Genomic DNA, 24,076 nt, shown 5'->3' on the forward strand with positions numbered 1-24,076 from the left:
ATATGAGTACCAACCTGATCGAAATCCGTGACCTCAGCGTGGCCTTCAATGGCCAGACGGTGGTGCGCAATCTGTGCCTGGACATCCATCCCGGCGAATGCCTGGCATTGGTCGGCGAATCGGGCTCCGGCAAATCGGTGACCGCCCACTCGATCCTGCAACTGCTGCCCGAGACCGGCACCCGGACCACGGGCAGCATTCGCTATCGCGGCAAGGAGTTGCTCGGTGCCCCGCCCCAGGTGTTGCGTGAGCTACGCGGCAACCGGATCGCGATGATCTTCCAGGAACCGATGACCTCGCTCAACCCGTTGCACAGCATCGAAAAGCAGATCGGCGAAACCCTGCTGGTGCACAAGGGCCTGACGGGCAACGCGGCGCAAGCGCGGATTCTGGAGTTGCTGCAGTTGGTCGGCATCCAGAAACCCAAAGAGCGGCTCAAGGCCTATCCCCATCAGCTGTCCGGTGGCCAGCGGCAACGGGTAATGATCGCCATGGCCCTGGCGTGCGAGCCGCAGTTGCTGATCGCCGACGAGCCCACCACGGCGCTGGACGTGACAGTGCAGCGCAAGATTCTGATTCTGCTCAAGTCCCTGCAACAGCGTCTCGGCATGTCGCTGCTGTTGATCAGCCACGACCTCAATCTGGTGCGCAGCATCGCTCAGCGCGTGTGCGTGATGAAGGCCGGGGAAATCGTCGAAGAGGCCACCTGCGAAACGATCTTCACCGAACCGAAACATCCCTACAGTTGCGTGCTGCTGAACGCCGAACCGGAAGGCGAAGCCCTGCCCCGGGACGAGCGCGAGAACGTTCTGGAAGTGGACAACCTGCGCGTGCAGTTTGCCCTTGGTGGCGGCTTGTTCCAGCGCAAGACGTATCTGAACGCGGTGGACGGCATCAGCCTCAACATTCAGCGTGGCAAGACCCTGGGCATCGTGGGCGAGTCCGGTTCGGGCAAATCGACCCTGGGCCAGGCGATTCTGCGTTTGCTCGATTCCGAAGGCAGCATTCGCTTTCAGGGCGAGGCACTGGACGGTCTGACGCAAAAGCAGTTGCGGCCATGGCGCAAGAAGATGCAGGTGGTGTTCCAGGACCCCTTCGGCAGCCTCAGTCCACGCATGTCCGTGGCACAGATCATCAGCGAAGGGCTTGAAGTGCATAGCCAATTGACCGCTGATGAATGCAAAGCCGAAGTGATTCGTGCACTGGAAGAAGTCGGCCTCGACCCGCAAAGCCGTGATCGCTATCCCCACGAGTTCTCCGGTGGCCAGCGTCAGCGAATCGCCATTGCCCGGGCGCTGGTGCTGAAACCGGCGCTGATTCTGCTCGATGAACCGACCTCGGCACTGGATCGCACCGTGCAGAAACAAGTGGTCGCCCTGCTCCGCCAACTTCAGGAAAAACACGGCCTGACCTACCTGTTCATCAGTCATGATCTGGCGGTGGTACGTGCCCTCGCCCACGACATGATCGTGATCAAGGACGGCAAAGTGGTAGAAAGCGGTGCCAGCCACGACGTATTCGATTCGCCGCAGCATCCGTACACCAAAGAGCTGTTGGCGGCGGCGCATACGCGGTAGGCATAATCGCGTCCACATCGATGAACCGCGTCGCGGCCTTCGCGGGCAAGCCTCGCTCCCACAGGTTTTGTGGTTATCGCTGAATTTGTGGCTCGACACAAACCCTGCAGGAGCGAGGCTTGCCCGCGAAGAGGCCCGCCAAGACAACACACATTCTGGACATGAAACCCATGAACACCACCGAAAGCCTCAAGGACTACCAGCGCGTTCGCCTGCTGGCGATCCGTTCGCTGTTCGAGATCATCGAGCAATCCAGCGAGGGTACGGTGATTGTCGACCGCGACGCGAATATCGTCTGGATGAACGAGCGCTACGCCCGCCGCTTCGGCCTGGAATCAGCCGAAGTGGCCATCGGCAAAGCGTGCGAAAGCGTGATACCGGGCAGCTTGTTACGTGAGGTAGTTCGCACCGGTCGCCCGATTTTGCTGGATATGCAGGACACGCCGAAAGAACCCCTGGTGGTCATGCGCTTGCCGATCCACGACGACGCGGGCGCCGTCATCGGCGCCATTGGTTTTGCGCTGTTCGACGAATTGCACAGCCTGTCTCCGATGCTCAAACGCTACCTGAGCATGCAGGAAGAACTGGCCTCTACCCGCTCGTTGCTGCGGTCGCGGCAGACCAAATACAACTTCGCCCACTTCATCGGGACCAGCGCCGCCAGCCTGGAAGTCAAACGCCGCGCCCGGCGCAGTGCCAGTGCCGAGTCACCGGTGCTGTTGCTCGGCGAAACCGGCACCGGCAAGGAGCTGCTGGCCCAGGCGATCCACGGCGCTTCACCCCGCGCGCACAAAGCCTTCGTCAGCATCAACAGCGCAGCGATTCCCGAGTCGTTGCTCGAAGCCGAATTCTTTGGCACCGCGCCGGGCGCCTTCACTGGCGCCGATCGCAAAGGCCGGGCCGGCAAGTTGCAGATCGCCCAGGGCGGCACGCTGTTTCTCGATGAAATCGGCGACATGCCGCTGCCGCTGCAAAGCAAATTGCTGCGCGTGTTGCAGGAAAAGGAATTCGAGCCGGTCGGTTCCAATGAGGTCATTCAGAGTGATGTGCGAGTGATCGCAGCGACCTCCACGGACCTGGAAGCGGCGATCAAGCGCGGCGAATTTCGCGCCGATTTGTATTACCGGCTCAACGTGCTGCCGATCAACGTGCCGCCCCTGCGTGATCGTCTTGATGACTTGCCAGCGCTCAGTGAAGCGATCCTTGAGGAACTTCGCAGCCAGCATGAGCTGAACACCGAAGCCTTGGACCTGCTGGCGCATCACGCCTGGCCGGGCAATATCCGTGAGCTGCGCAACGTGCTGGAACGCGCGGCGCTGCTCAGTGATGACCTGATGCTGAATGCAGGGGACATCCGCGCGGCAATCGGGACGTTCACACCGGTGACGCGTGTGGCGCCGAGGGTCGTTGAGGCCGTTGCGCAGGAAACGTTCAGCGAGGCGCGGGAGCGGTTTGACCGGCAATTGATTGAATCTGCCCTGGCGCAATGCGGGGGCAAGGTGATTGAAGCGGCGGCGCGGTTGGGGCTGGGTCGGTCGACTTTGTATAAGAAGATGGTGGCGCTAGGGATTGCCGAGTCTCCATAAAGAGACATTGATCTCTATTGGTAGACAGGGCCTCTTCGCGGGCAAGCCTCGCTCCTACGGGACCAAGGCGCTCTTGTTTGTGCGGACGACCGCAAATCATGCAGGAGCGAGGCTTGCCCGCGAAGGCACTCTCACAGCCGCAAAAAAATCTCGAATAAGAGACAAATCATTCAGAATCACCTTATAAATAATTAAATATCCTTATATTTCAATACCTTAAACAAATGGCACGAATCTCGCTAAAGCCCTCTCCCACAAAAGTCCCACCCTACAAAAATAACAATCCAGGAGACACACCATGAGTGTGATCATTGCCTTGGCAGCCCTCGCGCTGCTGATGCTGGCTGCTTACCGTGGCTACAGCGTTATTCTCTTCGCCCCGATTGCCGCCCTCGGCGCCGTCTTGCTCACCGACCCTTCCGCCGTCGCCCCTGCCTTCACCGGGGTGTTCATGGAAAAAATGGTCGGCTTCATCAAACTGTATTTCCCGGTGTTCCTGCTCGGCGCGGTGTTCGGCAAGCTGATTGAGCTGTCGGGATTCTCACGCTCCATCGTCGCGGCAGCGATTCGGTTGCTCGGTACACGTCAGGCGATGTTGGTGATCGTGTTGGTCTGCGCCCTGCTGACTTACGGCGGCGTGTCGCTGTTTGTGGTGGTGTTCGCGGTCTACCCGTTTGCCGCTGAAATGTTCCGCCAGAGCAACATCCCCAAGCGCTTGATCCCGGCGACCATCGCCCTCGGCGCGTTTTCGTTCACCATGGACGCCCTGCCCGGCACCCCGCAGATCCAGAACATCATCCCCAGCACCTTCTTCAACACCACCGCGTGGGCGGCGCCGTGGCTGGGTGTAATCGGCGCGATCTTCGTAGTCTGCGCCGGCATGCTGTTTCTCCAACGCCAGCGCAACAAGGCGCAGGCCGCCGGTGAAGGTTATGGCACCGAACTGCGCAACGAGCCGGAAACCGCGGCCGACATCAAACTGCCGAATCCATGGATTGCCCTGTCGCCATTGCTGGCCGTCGGCATCATGAACCTGCTGTTTACCCAGTGGATTCCGCAGTGGTACGGCAAGACCCACAGCCTCGCGCTGCCGGGCATGGCCGCGCCGGTCACCACCGAAATCGCCAAGCTCACGGCGATCTGGGCGGTGCAAGCGGCCTTGCTGGTCGGCATCATCATGGTGCTGGTGTTCGGCTTCCAGGCGATTCGCGGCAAGTTGGCCGAGGGCAGTCGAAGTGCAGTCAGCGGTTCATTGCTGGCGGCGATGAACACCGCGTCGGAGTACGGTTTTGGTGCGGTGATCGCTTCCTTGCCGGGCTTCCTGGTATTGGCCGACTGGCTCAAGAGCATTCCCAACCCGTTGGTCAACGAAGCGATTACCGTGACCCTGCTCGCCGGTATCACCGGTTCGGCGTCGGGCGGCATGAGCATTGCGCTGGCGGCCATGGCCAATGACTTCATCGCTGCGGCCCACGCTGCCAACATTCCGTTGGAAGTGCTGCACCGAGTGGCTGCGATGGCCAGTGGCGGCATGGACACCCTGCCGCACAACGGCGCAGTGATTACCCTGCTGGCGGTCACCGGCCTGACCCACCGTGAAGCCTACAAAGATATTTTCTGTATTACGCTGATCAAGACCCTGGCGGTTTTTGTGGTGATCGGTACTTTCTACGCCACTGGCATTGTGTGAGGTATTCATGACGACTCTTTCGGGCAAGACTGCACTGGTCACCGGTTCCACCAGCGGCATCGGCCTGGGCATCGCCCTGAGCCTGGCCAAGGCTGGCGCCAATCTGATTCTCAACGGTTTCGGCGATGCGTCCAAAGTGATTGCCGAGGTCGAGCAATTCGGTGGCAAGGTCGGCCATCACCCGGCCGACGTCAGCGACCCGGTGCAGATTGCCGACATGATTGCTTATGCCGAGCGTGAGTTCGGCGGCGTCGACATCCTGGTGAACAACGCCGGTATCCAGCACGTAGCGGCGGTAGAAGACTTTCCCGTGGAACGTTGGGACTCGATCATTGCGATCAACCTGTCGTCGGTGTTTCACAGCACCCGCTTGAGCCTGCCGGGCATGCGCACCAAAGGTTGGGGGCGGATCATCAACATTGCCTCGGTGCATGGCCAGGTGGGCTCGGTGGGTAAAGCCGCCTATGTCGCGGCCAAACATGGCGTGATCGGCTTGACCAAGGTCGTCGGGCTGGAAACGGCAACGACCAATGTGACCTGCAACGCCATTTGCCCGGGCTGGGTATTGACGCCGCTGGTGCAGAAGCAGATTGATGCACGCATCGCGACCGGGATCGAGCCGCAACAGGCGCAGCATGATTTGCTCGCGGAGAAGCAGCCGTCGCTGGAGTTCGTCACCCCGCCGCAATTGGGCGAACTGGTGTTGTTCTTGTGCAGTGAGGCCGGCAGCCAGGTGCGCGGCGCGGCGTGGAATATTGATGGTGGGTGGTTGGCGCAGTAATTCGGCAGTAAACCGCGTTATCGTTCTTCGCGGGCAAGCCTCGCTCCCACAGGTTTTGTGGTTGCAGCCGGATTTGTGGCTCGACGCAAAACCTGTAGGAGCGAGGCTTGCCCGCGAATGAATCTGAAAATAGAAGAAGAGGCAAGCCATGTCCGACATCCTCTGGCAACCCAGCGCCGAGCGCATCAGCAAAACCCGCATGGAGGCCTTTCGGCGCTTCATCATTAAACGGCACCACATTCACCTCGACGACTACCCCGCCCTGCACCAATGGTCCATCGATCAGCGCGTAGCTTTCTGGCAGGCGATCGTCGACTTCTTCGACATCCGTTTCCACGATCAGCCGGACGCAGTGCTGGTGGAAGGCGCGCAAATGCCCAGCGCCGAGTGGTTCCCAGGCGCCACCCTGAATTTCGCCGAGCACCTGCTGCGCCGTCGCGACGATGCCGTGGCGATCATTGCGATTGGCGAGAACGGCCAGCGTGAACACCTGACCTGGGCGGAACTCGCCGAGCATGTCGCCGGTTTTCAAAACAGTCTGAAAGCCGCTGGCGTCGGCCTCGGCGACCGTGTCGCCGCGTGCATGCCCAATACCTGGCAAACTCTGGTGGCCATGCTCGGCACCACCAGCCTGGGGGCGATCTGGTCCTGCTCATCACCGGACTTCGGCACCCAGGGCGTCATCGACCGCTTCGGCCAGATCGAACCGAAAGTGCTCATCACCTGCGCCGGTTACCGCTACGCCGGCAAGGACATCGATCAGACCGCCAAGGTCAATGAAATCCTCGAACGCCTGCCATCCTTGCAACAGTTGATCCTGGTGCCCTATGCCCGACCACAGGCACGCATCGAACAGTTCCACACCCGAGCCAACGTGACGCTGTGGGATGATTTTTACGACATCGGTGGCGAGCCGGATTTCGTCCCCGTGCCGTTCGCCCATCCGCTGTACATCCTCTACTCCAGCGGCACCACCGGCGTGCCGAAATGCATCGTCCACAGCACCGGCGGCGTGTTGCTGCAACACGTCAAGGAACACGGCCTGCATTGCGATCTCGGCCCCGGCGACCGTTTGTTTTACTACACGACATGCGGATGGATGATGTGGAACTGGCTGGTCTCGGCCCTGGCCGTGGGCAGTGCGGTGGTGCTGTACGACGGCTCGCCGTTCCATCCGGACCCCCGGCGTTTGATCGACCTGATCGACGATGAACGCATCAGCGTCTTCGGCACCAGTCCAAAATTTCTCGCCACCCTGGAAACTCACGGGATCAAACCGCGCGAAAGCCATGACCTGAGCAGCCTGAAAACCCTGCTTTGCACCGGTTCCGCGCTGTCGCCGCAGAGTTACGACTACGTGTATCGCGACCTCAAGAGCGACCTGTGCCTGGCCTCGATGTCCGGTGGTACCGACATCGTTTCGTGCTTTGTGAACAGCAATCCTTTTGAGCCCGTGCGTCGCGGCGAAATCCAGGGCAAAAGCCTGGGTATGGCGGTCGAAGTCTGGAATGACGACGGCAAGCCTGTGATCGGCGAGAAAGGTGAACTGGTCTGCACCCGGCACTTCCCGGCGATGCCCATTGGCTTCTGGAACGACCCGCAGCAAGAGAAGCTGCACGCTTCATATTTCAGCCAGTTTCCCGGCGTCTGGGCCCAGGGCGATTACGCCGAACAGCTGCCCCACGGCGCGATGATGATCCACGGCCGCTCGGACGCGGTGCTCAACCCTGGCGGCGTGCGCATCGGTACCGCGGAAATCTATCGTCAGGTGGAGAAGGTCCCACAGGTGCTGGACAGCGTGGCCATTGGTCAGCAATGGCAGGATGACGTGCGGGTGGTGCTGTTCGTGAAGTTGCGCGACGGCGTCGAACTGGATGAAGCCTTGCAGCAGCAGATCCGCCAGGTCATCCGCGCCAACACCACACCCCGGCATGTACCGGCGAAGATTGTCGCGGTGACCGATATCCCACGGACCATCAGCGGCAAGGTCGTCGAGCTGGCGGTGCGGAACGTGGTGCATGGGCAGAAGGTGAAGAACACCGATGCGTTGGCCAATCCCGAGGCGCTGGAGCAATTTCGGGATCGGCCGGAACTGGCTTTTTAAACGGTTCGATCGAACGCTCGGGCCGGGGCTGCCGTGCCCTGTGCAAACCTCTGCGCAGTCACGGGTTTGTTCAGCGTGATCAGCACCGGATCGACAATCGCACGTTCGGGGTTTGCTTCCAGCGTGCTCCGCAGGAGGGACATGTTGCGGTCAAACCCGCCTTCGTCGGTGTACAACTGGCTCAGCAGCGAAGTGACCACCGCCAGTGAGTCGGCGTTTTCAAAGGCTTTGGCACGGGCGTGACGGGCATTGCCTCCATCTGTCACCGCAAGCTGTCCGGAGGCCAGGTTCAACAGCGACGCCACGTCCAGCGACTGCCCACCGCCAACGTTGCCGGCGTCGCGGGCATAGGCGACATCACCGATCTGCGCAGGTCCGTGAAACAGCTCATGGATCAAGTCGTCTGCGACGACGTCAAGGTTGAAACCCTGGCCGATGAAGTGACGGTTGAGATTGACGGTGTAGATTTCAACGAACTTCGCGTCGGATTGCCCGGTTGCACCTTTCCACTGCTGGTAAGCGTTCGTGTCGAAAGCGGCAATGTGGTGGGTGTCCTTGAGTGGATCAAGGACGAAGTTACTGATGGAAACGCCCGCGAAGTCCGCCCTTACCGCTCTCAAATAATTCAATAACTGATTGATTGCTTCATTCGAATCGCTTCCCATCAGCAGCCTCGCGACCAGCGTGCGCTGCGCCTCAAAGTCACGGTGGATCAAGGCATTGATTGCGTTTTCAATTTTAGTCCGGGCTCGCGGCAGACTTTGTTCAATGAACTGTCGGGTGTAACTGACAGGCAATGTCTTGGTTGGGCGCGGCAAGGCGACAGGCGCCATGTAGGCAAAGTGCTCCAGTTTGGGCCCCCAGGCTTTGCCCAGGCGGTCGAGGGCATACCATTGGAGTTGGTTGCGCGCGGCCACCACTGACAGGGTCTCACCCACTGCACCACGTGGCCGCCAGCTACCCTGTCCGGTGTGGACGTGACTGGCGGCGCGGAGCAGGTCATAGGATTTGTGGCTGCCATGGAGTCTGCCCAACTGGGACTTCGCCAGTCCAAGAAGCGCTTCAGCCTGACTGCTGAAACGTAACGCGCCCTTATGGATGAGTTTGCCGGCACCATAAAACACCGTTGGCACATCATCCACGGGGTTGAAGAGGGAAATGGAGGTGACAAAGGCCAGTTTGGTCAGACGGGCGCCTTTGGACGACAGGGAGATCGCCTTCGACGAGATGCTCAGCGCTTTGGCGCCCGCCCCCACGAATGCCCCGCCCAACGCCATGGCGTCCATGACGCAACCGTAGATCCCGTCTACGACCTTGTTGTGCTCTCCGGAAGACAAATCCTCGATGCACTTTTTGAACGGAACCACCAGATTCACGATGTAATCGGCAGTCTCTTCGCCTTTTTTGCGTTCGGTTTCAAGCGCTGTCGGCACGGTGGCCATCAACTCGATTTCGTCCAACGTGCGCAACGGATGATTGTTCACAACGAACGCCGCAATTCGCGCCAGTTGCGGATTGCCAACATTCATATAAGTACTCTGCTGGCGAGCCGTTACTTGCAGTGGCGCGGGGAGTTCGCCCAGTTTTTCAATAATTGCCATGTCGCTGCTGGCGTCATTCCCGGCGAAAACGCCGTCGGTATATTCAATAACAGAAAGAGGCAACCATTCGGGGGGCGCAGGTCGTTCCGGCGTATTCAGGTCCCCGGTGAAATCCATTCTCGCGGCCGTTCGCAATTTACCTGTTGAGATGATCAGCGAGGCGAGCGTGTTGTTTCTCCGTAATTCACCCCGCAAGGTGAACAACTCATAACACACCGCCGTGTTTGCGTGAGTTGCAAACATGACAATGCCGAAGCGTCCCTTGACAGCATCGCTACCTTGCCGGGTTTCGTAAGTCGTTGAAACAGGGACCGGCGATATTGAAAAGAAAGACTCGGTTCTGGTGGCCGGAAGACGAACGGTAAAAAAGCTGATTTTTCCGTTCAGAAAGACGTCCAGATCATGAGGAAGCATGTGTGAAAGGGCCAACTTGATGTTGCTCGCCAGCGCGTTATTCAACTGGCCGAGATAATCGCGCAATTGGCGATGGAACTCGACATTGTTGGGAGGCAGGCTCCGCAACCTTGGAAAGCGACTATAAAGGCTAGTGACGGAGGGGTCGTACCGAGTTGGTCTTTTGTAATGGGTGATACCGGCCAACAAATCAGGGGTCCCGGAAATAACTTTATCGGGGAAGACCGCAGGAAAATTCCACTGGCCACCTTCCAGATCCGCCGACATGTGCAACTCGACCATGGACATGGGGTTGGAGGACGCATAAAGGCCGGGGTGTTGATAGAGCACTTTATCGTCGAGAAAATCACACTCCGGCACCGCTCCTTGCAAGGCTTCGCGCGCGATGGTTTCGCGGTTGGGCATCGGGATGGAATAGACGCGCGCCAGATGGGTGAAGTTTTCCGCATATGCCTGGAACGCGGTGATGGCCCGCTCGGTGCTGTCCTTTGCCGCTTGAGTCAGCTCGCTTGCGCTGATAACGCTGTTGATCAGTGCCCAGTCGACGATCGGATCGATCATTGCCAAATCCCTCAGTCGGGACAGCGGCTCGCTGACAGGCTCCAGTTCGACATACGCCATGATTTGCGCATACGTCAGCACACGCGACGCGCCCTTCCTGACCGCTTCCGCCAAGGCAACGCCATGGCAAAAGGTTACCCAGGCAACCGAGCCCATCGTCATCGACGATGGCACGCCCCTGACCAGAAATTCCGGCGCAATGTCCGCCAGCAGCAGATGACACGCCAGTGGCGCCGCCGCAGGATCAACCCAGCCCTTGGTATAGAGAAAGGCTTGCAGCTCTTCGCGGACCATGGCCGGCGACCGCTCTACGTTGCTCGGCGCATATAAAGCGAAACCACCGAGACTCTTGCGGTCCCCGGTGCTACCAAGAGACGGATAAAGATCCAGCAACAGGCTGGTGACCAGCAGTTGCTCGAGATCTTGCGCAGAGACGTTCTGCCCGGGATGCGCGCCGAACCAGTCCGACGCTTCCAGAATCTGCCTGGCACAGGCCTGGGCCACCGGATGCTTGACCAACGCGACGATCCGCTCGGCGGCATTTTCGTGTGTCGCAACGGCGCGTCCCGTTTCGCGGTACAACATGTCCAGCAGTCTGGTGTTCTGGGTAACACGCTGAGTAACCTGCCGAATGGCGGTCCGTTGCTCAGCCGACAAGACGGCTAACGATGAATCATCCGTAACCAACTGCCCCCAATAGTGCCCCAACTCATCGACATCAGGATCAAACTCGAAAAGCGCGATCAGGTTTCTGGTTTCGCTCGCGTTCGTTGGAACCGTCAGGCCATGAAACCTCAGCCATTGGTCCACATCGACGAAATCTTCGGTGTAAATGTATCCACCGGCTTGCCTGGCAATATCACCTACCACCAGCAGCTTTTGATAATAGTGCGACGCCTGGACGATATTCACGTCGACGACTTCCCACACTTGCCGGTCTTTTCGGAAGATCTCAAGTCCGCCGTTTTCGTTAATACGGGTTGCCGCCATATTCTCCGGACGGTGGCGACGGAGTTCGTCCATTACGACCGTGTAGTTGGCCAGGTTATTCCATGCCACTCGCCCCGGCATATGGACTTCATACAGCGAAGAACCTTTTGCCAGCTCAAACTCATAACCTTGCCAACAGTACGGCCCTTCATCCTCTTGATCCTCGAAGACACTTTGCAACAAGCGCGCGACCACTTGTCGTTCAGCGGCATCGGCCCTTAACCACTGGTGCTGGACTTCGGAAACGGCTCCGGACAACGGATAGTCTTTATATTTCAACTTAACAACCATAAAACAACCTTATGTATTTAGTTCACTGATTCATTAATCGAAGGTGAATCCTGACCCACCAAAAATTAACTAAACAGTAAAACTTCATAAGACAACATTTCATCGTCGCCGCCTTACCCACCTCATCAATCCACTAACCCCCAGTCCCCAATGGGCGCATTGGCGGTCGAAGGCCCACCGCCATACAGCTTGAGGCGCAACTTCAGATTGCTCAGCGAGTCCGCATGTTTTAGCGCCTCTTCCTCACTGATTGCGCCTTCCATCACCAGTGCATACAGTGCGCCATCGAACGTCTGCATACCGAACTCTGCGGACTTTTCCATGATGTCTTTAAGTTCGTCCAGTTGATTGCGCCTTATCAAGTCACCGATCGTGGGTGTTCCCAACATCACTTCCACTGCCGCCCTGCGCTGACCGTCAAGGGTCCGCACCAATCGTTGGGAAACAAACGCTTTCAGATTGTTGCTCAAGTCATGCAGCAACTGCGTCCGCCGCTCTTCGGGAAAGAAATTGATGATGCGGTCCAGCGCCTGATGGGCGTTGTGCGCGTGCAACGTCGAGATCACCAGATGGCCCGTATCGGCAAACGCCAGCGCGTGCTCCATGGTTTCGCGGTCGCGGATTTCGCCGATCAGTACCACGTCCGGGGCCTGGCGCAGGGTGTTTTTCAGGGCAGCATGAAAACTGCGGGTATCGACGCCGACCTCACGCTGGTTGATGATCGACTGCTTGTGCCGATGGATGTACTCGATCGGGTCTTCGATGGTGACGATATGGCCAGTGCTGTGGCGGTTGCGGTAATCGATCAGCGCCGCGAGAGAGGTTGACTTGCCGCAATCGGTGGCGCCGACGAACAGTATCAATCCTTGTTTGAGCATCACGGTTTCGAGCAGCACCGCCGGTAGTTTGAGGTCTTCGAAACGCGGAATGTCGAGCTTGATGTTGCGTGCCACGATTGACACATCGTTGCGTTGCTTGAAGATGTTGACCCGAAAGCGCCCGATACCCGCCAGGGAGATTGCCAGGTTCATCTCCAGTTCCCGATCGAACTCCAGGCGCTGTTCGGCGTCCATGATGGACTCGGCAATGGCCGCGACTGCTCCCGGCTTGAATGGCTGGTCGGTCAGCGGCTTGAGCACACCGTCGAACCGCGCACTGGGTGGTGCGCCGGTGGAAAGATAGAGATCGGATCCATTCCGGTCAGACAGTATCTGCAACAGTGCATCGATTTCCATGGCAAAAAACACCCGCGAAGCATTCAATGAAAAAGTAATGACCCATGGCAGGTCATCCAGCGTCTACCGCCCTGCAAGGATAGTAGACGCCGCGCCACCGACTTAAGTGCAGGACAATTTGATGAACGCAACACTGACGGGCAGCGATGCACAGGCCTTGATCGCCAGACTGGACTGGACACGCACCCCGCTGGGCGCTGCCAGCACCTGGCCACAGAGCCTGCGCACTGCCGTGGACATCGTGATTCATTCACCGATGCCGATGCTGTTGCTGTGGGGGCCGCACCTCACGCAGATCTACAACGACGGCTTTGCCCTCCTCGCCGGCAGCAAGCATCCACACGCTTTCGGACAACCGACGCACCAGATCTGGCCAGAACTTCAGGACTTTACCAACCCCATTTACAGCGCTGTCCTACAAGGCCAGGTGCGTACCTACAGCGAACAACGTTTTACCTTGCAACGCGACGAAGGTGATTCCGACTTCTGGCTGGACCTGACCTACAGCCCGATCCGCGATGAAAACGCTGAGGTTGCTGGCATTCTGGTCACCGCCATCGAAACCAATGAACGCCGACGCATCGCGCTGGAACTGGAACAGCGGTCGGCCGCCAGTCTCAAGGCCCAGCACGAAACCGAACAGCGCCTGCAACTGGCGCTGGCGGCCACCGACGCCGTCGGCACCTGGGATTGGGACATTGGCGAAGATCGCTTCATCGCCGATGCGCATTTCGCCGAACTGCACAACATCGACCCGCTGCTCGCCAGTCAGCTGCCCATCAGCGCCTACCTCCAGGCCGTGCACCCGGAAGATCGCGCCATGGTCGCCCGCAGCATCAAATATTCCATCACCCACGGCACCGAGTACGCCGAGGAATATCGCTTGCTGCAACCCAGCGGTCACCTGCGCTGGGTGTTTGCCCGCGGTCGCTGCTACAAGGACCACCATGGCCGGCCGATCCGCTTCCTTGGCGCCGCGCTGGATCTGACCGAACGCAAGCTCACCGAGCAAGCCCTGCGCCAGAGCCAGACCGAGTTGCAGCTGATCATCAACGCCATGCCCATCCTGATCAGCTACGTGGACAGCGAGGAACGCTTTCGCTTGAACAACGCCGCTTATCTGGACTGGTATGGCCTGACACCGCAGGAACTCTATGGCCGCACCATTCGTGAAGTGCTGGGCGAAGAAGCCTATGCCTTGCGCGCCGAACACATTGCCCTGGCGCTGACGGGCAAGTCTTGCTGTTTCAGCATCAATACCCCGCACCGGGACGGCAGTAACCGCCATGCCTTGATGAATTACTTGCCGCGCCACGGTGCCGACGGCACGGTGAATGGTTTCTACATCTTTGTCATTGACGAAACCGAGCGCAAACAGACGGAAGAAGCCCTGCGCAATCTCAACGATACCCTTGAGGAACGGGTCGCGGCCCGCACCCAGCAGTTGGCCGAAGCCAACCAACGGCTGCAAAACGAGATGTTCGAGCGTGAACGCGCGGAAGACGCCTTGCGCCATGCACAGAAAATGGAGGCGGTCGGGCAGCTCACCGGCGGCATCGCCCACGACTTCAACAACATGCTGACCGGGATCATCGGCAGCCTCGATCTGATGCAGCGCTATATCGCGGAAGGGCGCGCCGCCGAGATTGGCCGTTTCACCGAAGCCGCGGTGTCCTCGGCCAATCGTGCCGCCGCCCTGACCCATCGGCTACTGGCGTTTTCCCGGCGTCAGTCGCTGGATCGCCGGCCGCTGAACGCCAATGACCTGGTGCACTCCCTGGAAGACTTGTTCAGCCGGACCAAGGGCGATCACATCGAACTCAAACTGCTGCTGGCCGGCGAGGTCTGGCCGGTGAGCACTGACGTCAGCCAACTGGAAAACGCTCTGCTCAACCTCGTCATCAACGCCCGGGACGCCATGCCCGATGGCGGCGAGTTGCTGATCGAAACCGCCAACGTTTACCTCGACGGCAGCGACATCACCACGTTGGAACCGGTCAAGGCCGGGGATTACGTGATGATTGCCGTCAGCGATAACGGCACCGGGATGACACCGTCGGTGCTGGCCAAGGCGTTCGACCCGTTCTTCACCACCAAACCCATCGGCCAGGGTACCGGCCTTGGATTGTCGATGATTTATGGGTTCGCCCAGCAGTCGGGCGGGCATGTCAGCCTGTTCAGTTTGCCGGGCAAGGGCACCAGCGTTCGCCTTTACTTGCCCCGATTGCACGCCACGGAACCGGAAAAAGTACTGCTGCCGTTCACGGGCGAGGCTCCGGCGGCGATTGCCGGCGAAACCGTGGTGTTGGTGGAAGACGATCCGGCGGTGCGCATGCTGGTGCTCGACCTGCTCAACGAGCTGGGTTATCACGCCCACGAAGCCGAGGATGCGAAGACCGCCCTGCCCTTGCTGGAATCCGACCTGAGGGTCGATCTGCTGGTGACCGACGTAGGCCTGCCGGGCATGAACGGCCGGCAACTGGCAGAGATCGCTCGCCAGCACCGTCCCGAACTCAAGGTCCTGTTCATGACCGGTTACGCGGAGAAAGCCGCCGAACGCCAAGGCTTCCTGGAAGAAGGCATGGACATGGTCGCCAAACCGTTTTCCATTGACCTGTTGGCCAACAAGATTCGCACGATGATCGGCCAACCCGAGTGAGTTGAGGCATAATCGCGCGCCCCGCTGGCATCAACATAGCCACCACCGTTGCAAGGTATACCCCCCATGAAAGCTCAAGCCCGCCATATTCTGGTGAAAACCTCGGAAGAAGCCGAGCAGCTCAAACAACGCATCGCCAAGGGCGAAGCCTTTGATGTGCTGGCCAAGAAGTACTCCACCTGCCCGTCCGGCAAACGCGGGGGCGACCTGGGTGAAGTGCGGCCCGGGCAAATGGTCGGGGTGATCGACGCGGTGATCTTCAAAAAACCGCTACGGGTGGTGCATGGGCCGATCAAGAGCAAGTTCGGGTATCACCTGGTGCAGGTGTTTTACCGGGATTGATGGGTTTGGCTTAAAGGCCCTGTGGCGAGGGAGCTTGCTCCCGCTGGGCTGCGTAGCGGCCCCAATTTACGGCTGCTGCGCACCCGAACGGGAGCAAGCTCCCTTGCCACAAAAGCTTATTTCAATCTTTGGGAATCAGTGCTCCAGGCACTTGAATCACCCGACTCGCCAACCGATGCCCCGCCTCGGCCGCCTCAACCGCACTTCCACCCTTGAGCCGACTGGCCAAATACGCCGCGCTGAACGAATCCCCCGCCGCCGTGGTGTCCACCACGCGCTCGACCTTCTGCGCGGGCACCTCGAACGACTCGCCATCACAGCGAATCAGACACGCCTCGGCGCCACGCTTGAGCACCACTTCGGGGGTGCCAATCTGCTCGTAAGCGGCAAACACCGCCTCGCCATCGGAAAAATGAAACAGCGCCTGCTCGTCATCGACGGTCAGCAACGCCAGATCGACATAGGGCAAGACGCTGCGATAAGCCGCCCGCGCCTCTTCGACTGACGCCCACAAGCGTGGCCGGTAGTTGTTGTCGAACACGATCCGCGCATCCCGCTGGCGGGCCTCGATCAGGGTTTCCAGCAGCTTCACCCGACCTTGCACGCCGAGCACCGCCAGGGTGATGCCGCTGAAATACAGCACGTCGTAATCCGGCAGCGCGGCCAGGATCGGCGCGGCGGCCGGGGTGGTGAAGCAGTCGCGCACGGCCGCTTCGTTACGCCAATAGAGGAAGCGGCGCTCGCCCGCCGCATCAGTCTGGATGCAGTACAAACCGGGCAGTCGCCCGGGCAGGCGCTGAACCATGCCCAACCCGATGTGTTCGTCGGCCCAGGTCTGGCACATGGCATCGCTGAAACTGTCGTCGCCCAGTGCAGTGACGTAATCGACGATGCCGCGGGTGCCGAGTTCCCGGGACAGGTAGACCGCAGTGTTCAAGGTATCGCCGCCGAAGCTCTGTTGCAGCGTGCCATCGGCGCGTTGTTGCAGCTCGATCATGCATTCGCCGATCAAGGCGATGCGCGGGGTGTTGGGGCCGAGGGTGTTGATGGTGTTCATTGTTGTGGGGTCTCTGGTATTGCGGTGTTGTCTGGGAGGATGCCATCGCGAGCAGGCTCACTCCCACATTGGATCTTCAGTGTTCACAAGATCCCTGTAGGAGCGGGCTTGCTGGCGAAGGCCGTGCCTCGGTCCGAAGCCTTAGAAACAGGTTTCCATGGTTTCGATGACGTTCAGCTGCTCATCCACCAGACACCCCGTGCGCCACTTGTCGAACGTCAGGCACGGGTGCGAGGTGCCGAACGAAATGATGTCGCCCACCCGCAACTCAACCCCCGGCGCCACGGTCATGAACGCGTGCTGGTCCATCACCGCCGTCACTTTGCAGGCGCTGACATCGTCACCGGTGGCAGGCACCACGCCGGCCTTGTAACGCAGCAGCGGCACCGGCAACCCCGCGTCGTAGGCGACGTCGCGTTTGCCCAGGGCGACCACCGCGAAACCCGGCTCCGGCAACGACTGCACATGCGCCCAGACTTCCAGCGCCGGGCGCAGGCCCTCGTGCAGATCGCTGCGGCGGTCGAGCACGCAGCATTGCGCTTCCTTGTAGATGCCATGGTCGTGAGCCACGTAGCTGCCGGGGCGCAACACGCTGAGGAAACGTCCACCCGCGTTCTGCGCTTCGAAGGATTCGGCGATCAAGTCGTACCAGGCCGAACCCGACGCGGTGATGATCGGCTTGGGAATCGCAAAGGCGCCGCTGTCCTGCAACTGCACGGCCAGGCGCACCAGGGAGGCGGCGAATTCACGAATGCCTGTGACCGCATGATCACCGTGGATCACGCCCTCGTAGCCTTCGATGCCGGTCAGTGCCAGCGCCGGTTGAGCGCCGATGGCTTTGGCCAGCGCGACCACTTCCGCTTCACTGCGGCAACCGCAACGACCGCCGACCACGCCATACTCGATCATCACGTTCAGGCGCACACCGCGCGAGGCGAAGTACGCGCCCAGGTCAGCAACGTTGTCCGGGTGATCGACCATGCAATGGAAGTCGAACGTCGGGTCCGCCAGCAAGTCGGCGATCAGCGCCATGTTCGGCGTACCGACCAATTGGTTGGCCATCAGCACCCGACGCACACCGTGGGCATAGGCCGCGCGGGTTTGCGTGGCGCTGGCCAGGGTGATGCCCCAGGCGCCGGCGTCCAGTTGGCGACGGAACAGAGCGGGCGTCATGCTGGTTTTGCCGTGGGGCGCGAGTTCCGCGCCGCTGTTGCTGACAAACGCCTGCATCCAGCGAATGTTGTGCTCCAGCGCTTCGCGGTGCAGCACCAGCGCAGGCAGGCTGACGTCGCGCACGAGATTGGCGCCAGTCTGGGCAAAGCCCTTTTCCACAGCCGCAGTGTTTTGGGCAGAAGACATGGTCGAACTCCTCACGTTCGCGGCTGCGGGCAGCCGCTTTTATTCGTTGATACGCCGGGCCAGGCTATTGGCGCTGTCGATCAGCACCCGGCGATAGTCGTTGTAATTGTTCTTGGCGTCGTCCCGTGGGGCGACGATGCACAGGGTCGCAATGGCCACGCCGCTCGGGTCTTTGACCGGGGCGGCGAAGCAATGGGTGAAGGTGTCGGCGACGCTATCGAAAGAGAAGAAGCCATCGATACCGGCCTGACGGATTTCCTTGAGAAACTGCTCCAGCGGCAGGCGTTCGCCGTCGGGCAGGATGAAGTCGTCGTGGTCGATCAGGTCAATGATCTCCTGATCACTCAGGTGCGCCAGCAGCAGGCGCCCGGAAGCAGTCCAGGGGATTGGCGCGTTCTCGCCGATGTCCGAGGAAATACGGAAATGCCGCTCGCCCTCTTTCATCAGCGCGACGGTGTATTTGCGCCCGTTAAGCAGGCACATCTGCGCGGTTTCATGGGTCTGGCTGACGATGTCCTGCAAAGCGTGATCGGCTTCGCGGGTCAGGTCGAAATGGCGCAAATGCGCTTGCCCGAGAAAGTACAACTGACGGCCGAGGTAGACGTGACCGTCCTTGCCCACGGGTTCGAGAATGCGACGCTCCAGCAGGGAAGCGACCAGTTCGTAGATCGTGGATTTCGGGCTGTCGATGCCGCTGGCGATTTCATTCGGGCGCAGCGGTTTGCCGACTTCCTTGAGGAAATCGAGGATATCGAACGCCCGGTCCAGACCGCGAGCCCGGCGCTTGATGGTGTCTTCGGTCATGTCAGTGGTTCCCATACAAATTCGCCGGGGAGTTTACCGCTAATGATCGTTCCCACGCTCGGCGTGGGAATGCCTCAATGGACGCTCTGCGTCCGCTTTGCGACGCGGAGCGCCCCGGGCTGCATTCCCCCGCAGAGCGTGGGATCGATCATTAGGCTCAGGCCTTTTTCTTGTACGCGATGCAGTCGATCTCGACCTTGCAATCGACCATCATGTTCGCCTGCACACAGGCCCGGGCTGGTGCGTGCTCGCTTTTGAAGTACTCGGAGAAGACCTTGTTGAAACTGGTGAAATCCCGCGGATCCTCCAGCCACACGCCAGCACGCACCACGTCTTCCAGGCCATAACCGGCCTCTTCGAGAATCGCGATCAGGTTCTTCATGGCCTGGTGGGTCTGCTCGACGATGCCACCGGTAATGATCTCGCCGTCCACCGCCGGCACCTGCCCGGAAACGTGCAGCCAGCCATCGGCTTCAACGGCTCGGGCGAAAGGGCGAGGCTGACCGCCAGCGGCGGTGCTGCCGGTGCCGTAACGAGTAATGCTCATGAGTGTTTCTCCTGATCGAAAAAATATAAAAGTTAAAACCGCGTGTTCTTGAGAAATTCGGCAAGACGCGGCGATTGCGGGCGTTCGAACAGCTCCTTGGGAGGCCCCTGCTCTTCGATCCGCCCCTGGTTCATGAAGACGATCTTGTCCGAGACCTCGAAGGCAAAACGCATCTCGTGGGTGACCAGCAACATGGTCATGCCTTCGTCGGCCAGGCCCTTGATCACGTTCAGCACTTCGCCGACCAGTTCCGGGTCCAGGGCCGAGGTCACTTCGTCGAACAGCATCAGGCTCGGGTTCATCGCAATCGCCCGGGCAATCGCCACGCGCTGTTGCTGACCGCCGGACAACTGGCCGGGATAGTGATCACGACGCTCCAGCAGGCCAACCCGCTCCAGCCATTTCTCCGCCAGCGCCACCGCTTCGTCCTTGTGCAGTTTCTTGACCTTGAGCAAGCCAAGGGTGACGTTCTGCAGCGCGGTCAGGTGCGGGAACAGGTTGAACTGCTGAAACGCCATGCCGGTCATTGCCCGGTGCCGGGCGATGACTTTTTCCGGGTGACGCACGCGCTTGCCGTTGACCTCGTCATAGCCGATGGACTCGCCATCGAGCACGATCTGCCCGCCCTGGAATTCTTCGAGCATGTTCACGCAACGCAGCAGCGTGGTCTTGCCCGAGCCGCTGGAGCCGATCAGCGTGACCACGTTGCCGCGCTGCATGGTCAGGTCGACGCCCTTGAGCACTTCAAGCTTGCCGTACTGTTTGTGCAGGCCGCGAATGTCCAGCAGGGCCTGGTTCTGTGTCGAAACTTGAGGTTGAGTCATGGCAAGGCCACCCGCTTTTCAATGTGCCGGCCGAGTAATTCGATGGCGTAGTTGATGACGAAAAACAGAAATCCGGCGAACAGGTAAAACTCCAGCGTCATGAAGGTGCGCGCGATGATCTGCTGCGTGCTGAGCAACAATTCCGCCACACCGATGACCGACAGCAAGGTCGACGCCTTGACGATTTCGGTCGACGAGTTGACCCAGGTCGGCAGGATCTGCCGCAACGCCTGGGGCAACAACACGTAGCCGAGCGCCTGATAAAACGTCAGGCCGATGGCCTTGCTTGCCTCCATCTGGCCACTGGGCAACGCTTGCAACGCGCCGCGCACAATCTCCGCGACGTGGGAGCCGCAGAACAGCGTCAGCCCCAAGGCACCGGCCTGAAACGCGCTGATTTGCCAGCCCAATGCGGGCGCCATGTAGAAGCAGGCCAGCACCAGTACAAACACTGGTGTGCCGCGAATAATGTCCACGTAAAACCGGAACGGTGCGCGCATCCAGAACTTGCCGTAGGTCAGCACCAGACCGGTAACAATACCGACCATCGTACCCAGCAAAATCGCCAGGGCCGAGACCTGCACACTGGTCAAAAAGCCCTGCCACAGAACTTCCCGCGCCACCCATAACTCATGCAACCAACTGGGGGATTCGTACATGGTGGCCTCCTATCGGCGGATCGCCAGACGCTGCTCGAGGTAACGCAGCATCATGGCAATGAGGTAACAGGCCGCAACATAGAGCGCTGTGGTCACCAGCCAGGTTTCGATCACCCGGTAGCTCTCGACATTGATCTTGCGTGCGTAGTAAGTCAGCTCCGGCACCGCAATCGCGGCGGCCAGCGAGGTGTCCTTGAACAGCGAAATGAAGTTGTTCGACAAGGCCGGCAACACATTGCGCAGCATCACCGGCACGGTGACGTAGGCCTTGACCTGCCACTCGCCCAACCCGATCGCCAGGCCCGCTTCACGCTGCCCCTTGGGAATGCTCAACAAGCCACCACGGAACACTTCAGTCAGGTACGCCCCGGCGTACAGCGACAGGGTGATGATGAACGACGGGATCTTGTCCAGCCGGATCCCCAGGCTCGGCAAGGCGAAGTAGATCAACAGAATCAACACCAGAATCGGCGTATTACGGATCACCGTCACATACACCGACGCCAGCACCCGCAATGCACGGTGCTTTGACAGCAAAGCAAACGCCATCATCAGGCCGATCACGCAACCGATGGCGATCGACACCAGCGCCAGCTCAAGGCCCAGACCGAGCCCCGCCAGCAAGGTGTCGAAATCGCGCCACACGGCGGCAAAGTTCAACTGATAGTTCATGGTCAGCAGTACCTTGAACGGGGCGCGTCATCGGCGCCCCGCTCTCACGGGATCATTTGAATTCGACAGGGAAACCGATGGCCGGGGTCGGCAGGTCTACGCCGAACCATTGCTTGAAGGACGCCGCGTAAGTCGGGAACTCAACGCCGGTCATGGCTTCATGCAAGGTGGTGTTGACGAAGTTCAGCCAGTCCTGATCGCCGCGCTTGACCGCGCAGGCGTAGGTCTGCGGGCTCCAGGCGTAGGCCGGGCTGCGATAGCGGCCAGGGTTCTGCACCATCAGGTATTTCACCGACGATTGATCGGTGGCGGCGGCGTCGGCACGGCCGGAGTTCACGGCCTGATACATCAGATCAACACTGTCGTACTGATCGACCTTGGCCTTGGGCAAGGCTTGATGCACCAGCTCTTCGGCGTACACGTTCTGCAGCACCGCCACGGTCACGCTGTCGTTGGCGGCCTTGAGGTCTTCGATTTCCTTGTACTTGCTGTTGGCCGGCAGCAGCAGTCCGACACCTTCGCGGTAGTACGGCAGGGTGAACGCCACTTGCTGGGCACGGCTGGCGGTCACGGTGATGAACTGGCAACTGATGTCGACCTTGTCCGTCAGCAGGTTGGGAATCCGCGCATCGGACGACTGCACCACGAATTCAACCTTGGTCGGGTCGTTGAACAACCCCTTGGCAATCATTTTCCCGATATCGATATCAAACCCCTGCAACTTGCCATCCGCTCCCTGGAAGTGCCACGGCGCATTGGTACTGCCCGTGCCCACGATCAGTTTCCCGCGGGCCAGCACGCTATCGAGCTTGCTGTCCGCCGCCTGGGCCACGCCCATGGCAGCAGCCGAAGCAGCGACAAGAAAAATACACGCTTTAAACAAGGAAGGTCGGCGTTGCATGGCAAGCACTCCAGGGTGATGTTTATTCCGCTATACCGGACATGGGTGTGTAACAACGGAATAGACAGCAGAAAGTGTGCCACAGACTTGGCGATAAATCCTAGGGAAACGGGAAAGCTAACGAATTCAACTGGATAGTAAATATTCGGGTTGAACCGAGAGATTGTGCGGTAGGTGGGAAAAACGCTACCGCAGGCAACAAGCTGGGAAACAAGGCCACATTTGGGTGCGTTTTCACTCACTCAAAAGCGAACGTGCATGACGGAGAAAACCGGTACTCCTAGTGTGCCGTTCGTCTGGAAGTGGGCTTTACCTGTCAGATCTGACAGTTGTGGTTAATGCCAAAGGAAGGCCAAATCTGCTTGACCCCCGTATCAAGGTCCATCCGACAAGCAGTCCTGACAGGATGTGATCGGGACTCAAACATCACTTACAGGATGTCCAGCATGTCTGAACAAAACAGTAATTTGCTGCTAAATGGTGATTTCACGGAACGGGACCGGCACTGGGGAGTGCCATCCCCAGACACGGCGAAATTTGAAAACGGTTATTGCCTCGTGCAGGCAGGAGCTGAGTGTTATCAGATCATCCACGCTACAGAGGGTAAATATCGGCTCACTCTAAAAATGAAAGCAGATCCACACTTTATCTGCAAAGCGTGGGTGCTGCTGGCACCTTCATTCACGTTAATCAGCCTTGAACCCTTCAGTGGCAACGACTGGTCGGTGCAGTATTTAGATTTCGAGGCCCCTGCTGATAACACTCTTATCACTGTAAAGCTGGGATCGGACTATCGCCAGCCCCATTTCGGGGCGTACTTCGATGATGTCCGGCTTGAGCGCCGTTAAAACCTGAATGGCTGGTGACCGACGATCACGGTCACCAGTCTTTCATCGTTGTGGCGTGTTTTTCTGAATATGGGGAATTTCAATGCACTCGTTAACCGCCCACCACCCCCTGGCCCCGATCTACCGAAAAGCCCTGAAAACCTGGCGCCCAGTGATTTTGTACTTCGGCAGCCAGCACTGTCCGGCCTGCGAAATGGCCGGGCCGATCTTCCGTCAGGTTGCCGAGGCCTATCGGCATCACGCGCACGTCTACATGCTGAACACCATTGAGTCGCCTCGGCATCCGCACGTCACCGGAACTCCAACCGTGCTGTTTTATCAGAACGGTAAACTGCTGAAGAAGCTCAAAGGGATTGGAACCGAACAAACGTTGAAAGAGGATTTCGCCAGGCACATTGGCAGGGTGAAACCGGCGAGGGAGAAGCGTAAGCCGACGCACGATCTGACATGGTTGCGACGGACCTTGCGCCGGCTGTGCACGGTGCCTCGTGCCACTGAGCGGTTGAATCGTCGGGTTTGCTGTTAGGTTGGGGCATTGGTGGCGTTGGGTAGATTGCTTTCGCGAGCAGGCTCG

The 24,076-nt window shown here is 59.5% G+C and carries 19 protein-coding genes; 9 read left to right on the forward strand and 10 right to left on the reverse strand.

Annotated elements, in window-relative coordinates:
- Positions 1-2 precede the first annotated feature (2 nt).
- The 5 genes from RHP74_RS17085 (at position 3) to RHP74_RS17105 (ending at position 7,738) form a co-directional block, all read left to right on the forward strand.
- Complete coding sequence (locus tag RHP74_RS17085) at positions 3-1,577, forward strand: ABC transporter ATP-binding protein (RefSeq protein WP_083376592.1); 1,575 nt, start codon at positions 3-5, stop codon at positions 1,575-1,577.
- Positions 1,578-1,747: 170 nt separating this feature from the next.
- Positions 1,748-3,163, forward strand: coding sequence for a sigma-54-dependent Fis family transcriptional regulator (locus tag RHP74_RS17090; protein WP_154912121.1), 1,416 nt, complete (start codon positions 1,748-1,750; stop codon positions 3,161-3,163).
- Positions 3,164-3,461: 298 nt separating this feature from the next.
- The gene (locus RHP74_RS17095) at positions 3,462-4,853 is read left to right on the forward strand and encodes a GntP family permease (protein WP_010460857.1); all 1,392 of its coding nucleotides are present in this window, start codon (positions 3,462-3,464) and stop codon (positions 4,851-4,853) included.
- Between the two features lie 7 nt (positions 4,854-4,860).
- The gene (gene hbdH, locus RHP74_RS17100; protein WP_010460859.1) at positions 4,861-5,634 is read left to right on the forward strand and encodes a 3-hydroxybutyrate dehydrogenase; all 774 of its coding nucleotides are present in this window, start codon (positions 4,861-4,863) and stop codon (positions 5,632-5,634) included.
- Positions 5,635-5,782: 148 nt separating this feature from the next.
- On the forward strand, positions 5,783-7,738 hold the full coding sequence (locus RHP74_RS17105) for an acetoacetate--CoA ligase (RefSeq protein ID WP_311095927.1): 1,956 nt from the start codon (positions 5,783-5,785) through the stop codon (positions 7,736-7,738).
- Here the strand turns inward: RHP74_RS17105 and RHP74_RS17110 are convergent.
- Both RHP74_RS17110 and RHP74_RS17115 read right to left on the reverse strand, forming a co-directional pair.
- Positions 7,735-11,595, reverse strand: a complete 3,861-nt coding sequence (locus RHP74_RS17110) for a hypothetical protein (protein ID WP_311095928.1) — start codon at positions 11,593-11,595, stop codon at positions 7,735-7,737. The genes RHP74_RS17105 and RHP74_RS17110 overlap by 4 nt on opposite strands.
- A 125-nt stretch (positions 11,596-11,720) precedes the next feature.
- A complete protein-coding gene (locus RHP74_RS17115; protein ID WP_200666287.1) occupies positions 11,721-12,830 on the reverse strand; it encodes a PilT/PilU family type 4a pilus ATPase in 1,110 nt (369 codons plus the stop codon).
- Between the two features lie 121 nt (positions 12,831-12,951).
- Between RHP74_RS17115 and RHP74_RS17120 the strand changes: the two genes are divergently transcribed.
- Both RHP74_RS17120 and RHP74_RS17125 read left to right on the forward strand, forming a co-directional pair.
- On the forward strand, positions 12,952-15,489 hold the full coding sequence (locus tag RHP74_RS17120) for a PAS domain-containing protein (protein WP_288112611.1): 2,538 nt from the start codon (positions 12,952-12,954) through the stop codon (positions 15,487-15,489).
- Positions 15,490-15,555: 66 nt separating this feature from the next.
- Positions 15,556-15,831 (forward strand): peptidylprolyl isomerase, encoded by a 276-nt coding sequence (locus RHP74_RS17125; protein ID WP_007898282.1) that lies wholly within the window; start codon positions 15,556-15,558, stop codon positions 15,829-15,831.
- Positions 15,832-15,952: 121 nt separating this feature from the next.
- On the opposite strand, the gene RHP74_RS17130 is transcribed toward RHP74_RS17125, so the two are convergent.
- From RHP74_RS17130 to RHP74_RS17165, 8 genes are all read right to left on the reverse strand, one after another.
- Entirely contained in the window at positions 15,953-16,888 is a 936-nt protein-coding gene (locus tag RHP74_RS17130; RefSeq protein WP_083376588.1) for a sugar kinase, read from the reverse strand.
- 141 nt (positions 16,889-17,029) lie between these two features.
- Positions 17,030-18,247 carry an amino acid deaminase gene (locus tag RHP74_RS17135; protein ID WP_288112597.1) on the reverse strand — a complete coding sequence of 406 codons (1,218 nt, stop codon included), beginning with the start codon at positions 18,245-18,247 and terminating at the stop codon, positions 17,030-17,032.
- Positions 18,248-18,286: 39 nt separating this feature from the next.
- Entirely contained in the window at positions 18,287-19,051 is a 765-nt protein-coding gene (locus RHP74_RS17140; protein ID WP_010460880.1) for an IclR family transcriptional regulator, read from the reverse strand.
- Between the two features lie 157 nt (positions 19,052-19,208).
- Entirely contained in the window at positions 19,209-19,598 is a 390-nt protein-coding gene (locus RHP74_RS17145; RefSeq protein ID WP_010460883.1) for a RidA family protein, read from the reverse strand.
- 32 nt (positions 19,599-19,630) lie between these two features.
- Entirely contained in the window at positions 19,631-20,422 is a 792-nt protein-coding gene (locus RHP74_RS17150; protein WP_077747698.1) for an amino acid ABC transporter ATP-binding protein, read from the reverse strand.
- A complete protein-coding gene (locus RHP74_RS17155) occupies positions 20,419-21,081 on the reverse strand; it encodes an amino acid ABC transporter permease (RefSeq protein ID WP_077747697.1) in 663 nt (220 codons plus the stop codon). Before RHP74_RS17155 ends, RHP74_RS17150 begins: the two co-directional genes overlap by 4 nt.
- A 9-nt stretch (positions 21,082-21,090) precedes the next feature.
- On the reverse strand, positions 21,091-21,753 hold the full coding sequence (locus RHP74_RS17160) for an amino acid ABC transporter permease (protein WP_008015908.1): 663 nt from the start codon (positions 21,751-21,753) through the stop codon (positions 21,091-21,093).
- Between the two features lie 52 nt (positions 21,754-21,805).
- The gene (locus RHP74_RS17165) at positions 21,806-22,654 is read right to left on the reverse strand and encodes a transporter substrate-binding domain-containing protein (protein ID WP_010460890.1); all 849 of its coding nucleotides are present in this window, start codon (positions 22,652-22,654) and stop codon (positions 21,806-21,808) included.
- Between the two features lie 446 nt (positions 22,655-23,100).
- Here RHP74_RS17165 and RHP74_RS17170 point away from each other — a divergent pair, with 446 nt between their 5' ends.
- Positions 23,101-23,502, forward strand: a complete 402-nt coding sequence (locus RHP74_RS17170; protein WP_288112593.1) for a hypothetical protein — start codon at positions 23,101-23,103, stop codon at positions 23,500-23,502.
- A gap of 82 nt (positions 23,503-23,584) precedes the next feature.
- The gene (locus RHP74_RS17175; protein ID WP_311095929.1) at positions 23,585-24,028 is read left to right on the forward strand and encodes a thioredoxin family protein; all 444 of its coding nucleotides are present in this window, start codon (positions 23,585-23,587) and stop codon (positions 24,026-24,028) included.
- The last annotated feature ends 48 nt before the right edge of the window (positions 24,029-24,076 follow it).

The sequence above is a fragment of the Pseudomonas sp. SG20052 genome (genome assembly GCF_031766055.1).
Lineage (GTDB): Bacteria > Pseudomonadota > Gammaproteobacteria > Pseudomonadales > Pseudomonadaceae > Aquipseudomonas > Aquipseudomonas mandelii.

Excerpts from the sequence above, each read along its gene's own strand:
- RHP74_RS17085 (WP_083376592.1), top strand. The coding sequence starts at position 3 with ATGAGTACCAACCTGATCGAAATCCGTGACCTCAGCGTGGCCTTCAAT.
- RHP74_RS17090 (WP_154912121.1), top strand. The coding sequence starts at position 1,748 with ATGAACACCACCGAAAGCCTCAAGGACTACCAGCGCGTTCGCCTGCTG.
- RHP74_RS17095 (WP_010460857.1), top strand. The coding sequence starts at position 3,462 with ATGAGTGTGATCATTGCCTTGGCAGCCCTCGCGCTGCTGATGCTGGCT.
- hbdH (WP_010460859.1), top strand. The coding sequence starts at position 4,861 with ATGACGACTCTTTCGGGCAAGACTGCACTGGTCACCGGTTCCACCAGC.
- RHP74_RS17105 (WP_311095927.1), top strand. The coding sequence starts at position 5,783 with ATGTCCGACATCCTCTGGCAACCCAGCGCCGAGCGCATCAGCAAAACC.
- RHP74_RS17110 (WP_311095928.1), bottom strand. The coding sequence starts at position 11,595 with ATGGTTGTTAAGTTGAAATATAAAGACTATCCGTTGTCCGGAGCCGTT.
- RHP74_RS17115 (WP_200666287.1), bottom strand. The coding sequence starts at position 12,830 with ATGGAAATCGATGCACTGTTGCAGATACTGTCTGACCGGAATGGATCC.
- RHP74_RS17120 (WP_288112611.1), top strand. The coding sequence starts at position 12,952 with ATGAACGCAACACTGACGGGCAGCGATGCACAGGCCTTGATCGCCAGA.
- RHP74_RS17125 (WP_007898282.1), top strand. The coding sequence starts at position 15,556 with ATGAAAGCTCAAGCCCGCCATATTCTGGTGAAAACCTCGGAAGAAGCC.
- RHP74_RS17130 (WP_083376588.1), bottom strand. The coding sequence starts at position 16,888 with ATGAACACCATCAACACCCTCGGCCCCAACACCCCGCGCATCGCCTTG.
- RHP74_RS17135 (WP_288112597.1), bottom strand. The coding sequence starts at position 18,247 with ATGTCTTCTGCCCAAAACACTGCGGCTGTGGAAAAGGGCTTTGCCCAG.
- RHP74_RS17140 (WP_010460880.1), bottom strand. The coding sequence starts at position 19,051 with ATGACCGAAGACACCATCAAGCGCCGGGCTCGCGGTCTGGACCGGGCG.
- RHP74_RS17145 (WP_010460883.1), bottom strand. The coding sequence starts at position 19,598 with ATGAGCATTACTCGTTACGGCACCGGCAGCACCGCCGCTGGCGGTCAG.
- RHP74_RS17150 (WP_077747698.1), bottom strand. The coding sequence starts at position 20,422 with ATGACTCAACCTCAAGTTTCGACACAGAACCAGGCCCTGCTGGACATT.
- RHP74_RS17155 (WP_077747697.1), bottom strand. The coding sequence starts at position 21,081 with ATGTACGAATCCCCCAGTTGGTTGCATGAGTTATGGGTGGCGCGGGAA.
- RHP74_RS17160 (WP_008015908.1), bottom strand. The coding sequence starts at position 21,753 with ATGAACTATCAGTTGAACTTTGCCGCCGTGTGGCGCGATTTCGACACC.
- RHP74_RS17165 (WP_010460890.1), bottom strand. The coding sequence starts at position 22,654 with ATGCAACGCCGACCTTCCTTGTTTAAAGCGTGTATTTTTCTTGTCGCT.
- RHP74_RS17170 (WP_288112593.1), top strand. The coding sequence starts at position 23,101 with ATGTCTGAACAAAACAGTAATTTGCTGCTAAATGGTGATTTCACGGAA.
- RHP74_RS17175 (WP_311095929.1), top strand. The coding sequence starts at position 23,585 with ATGCACTCGTTAACCGCCCACCACCCCCTGGCCCCGATCTACCGAAAA.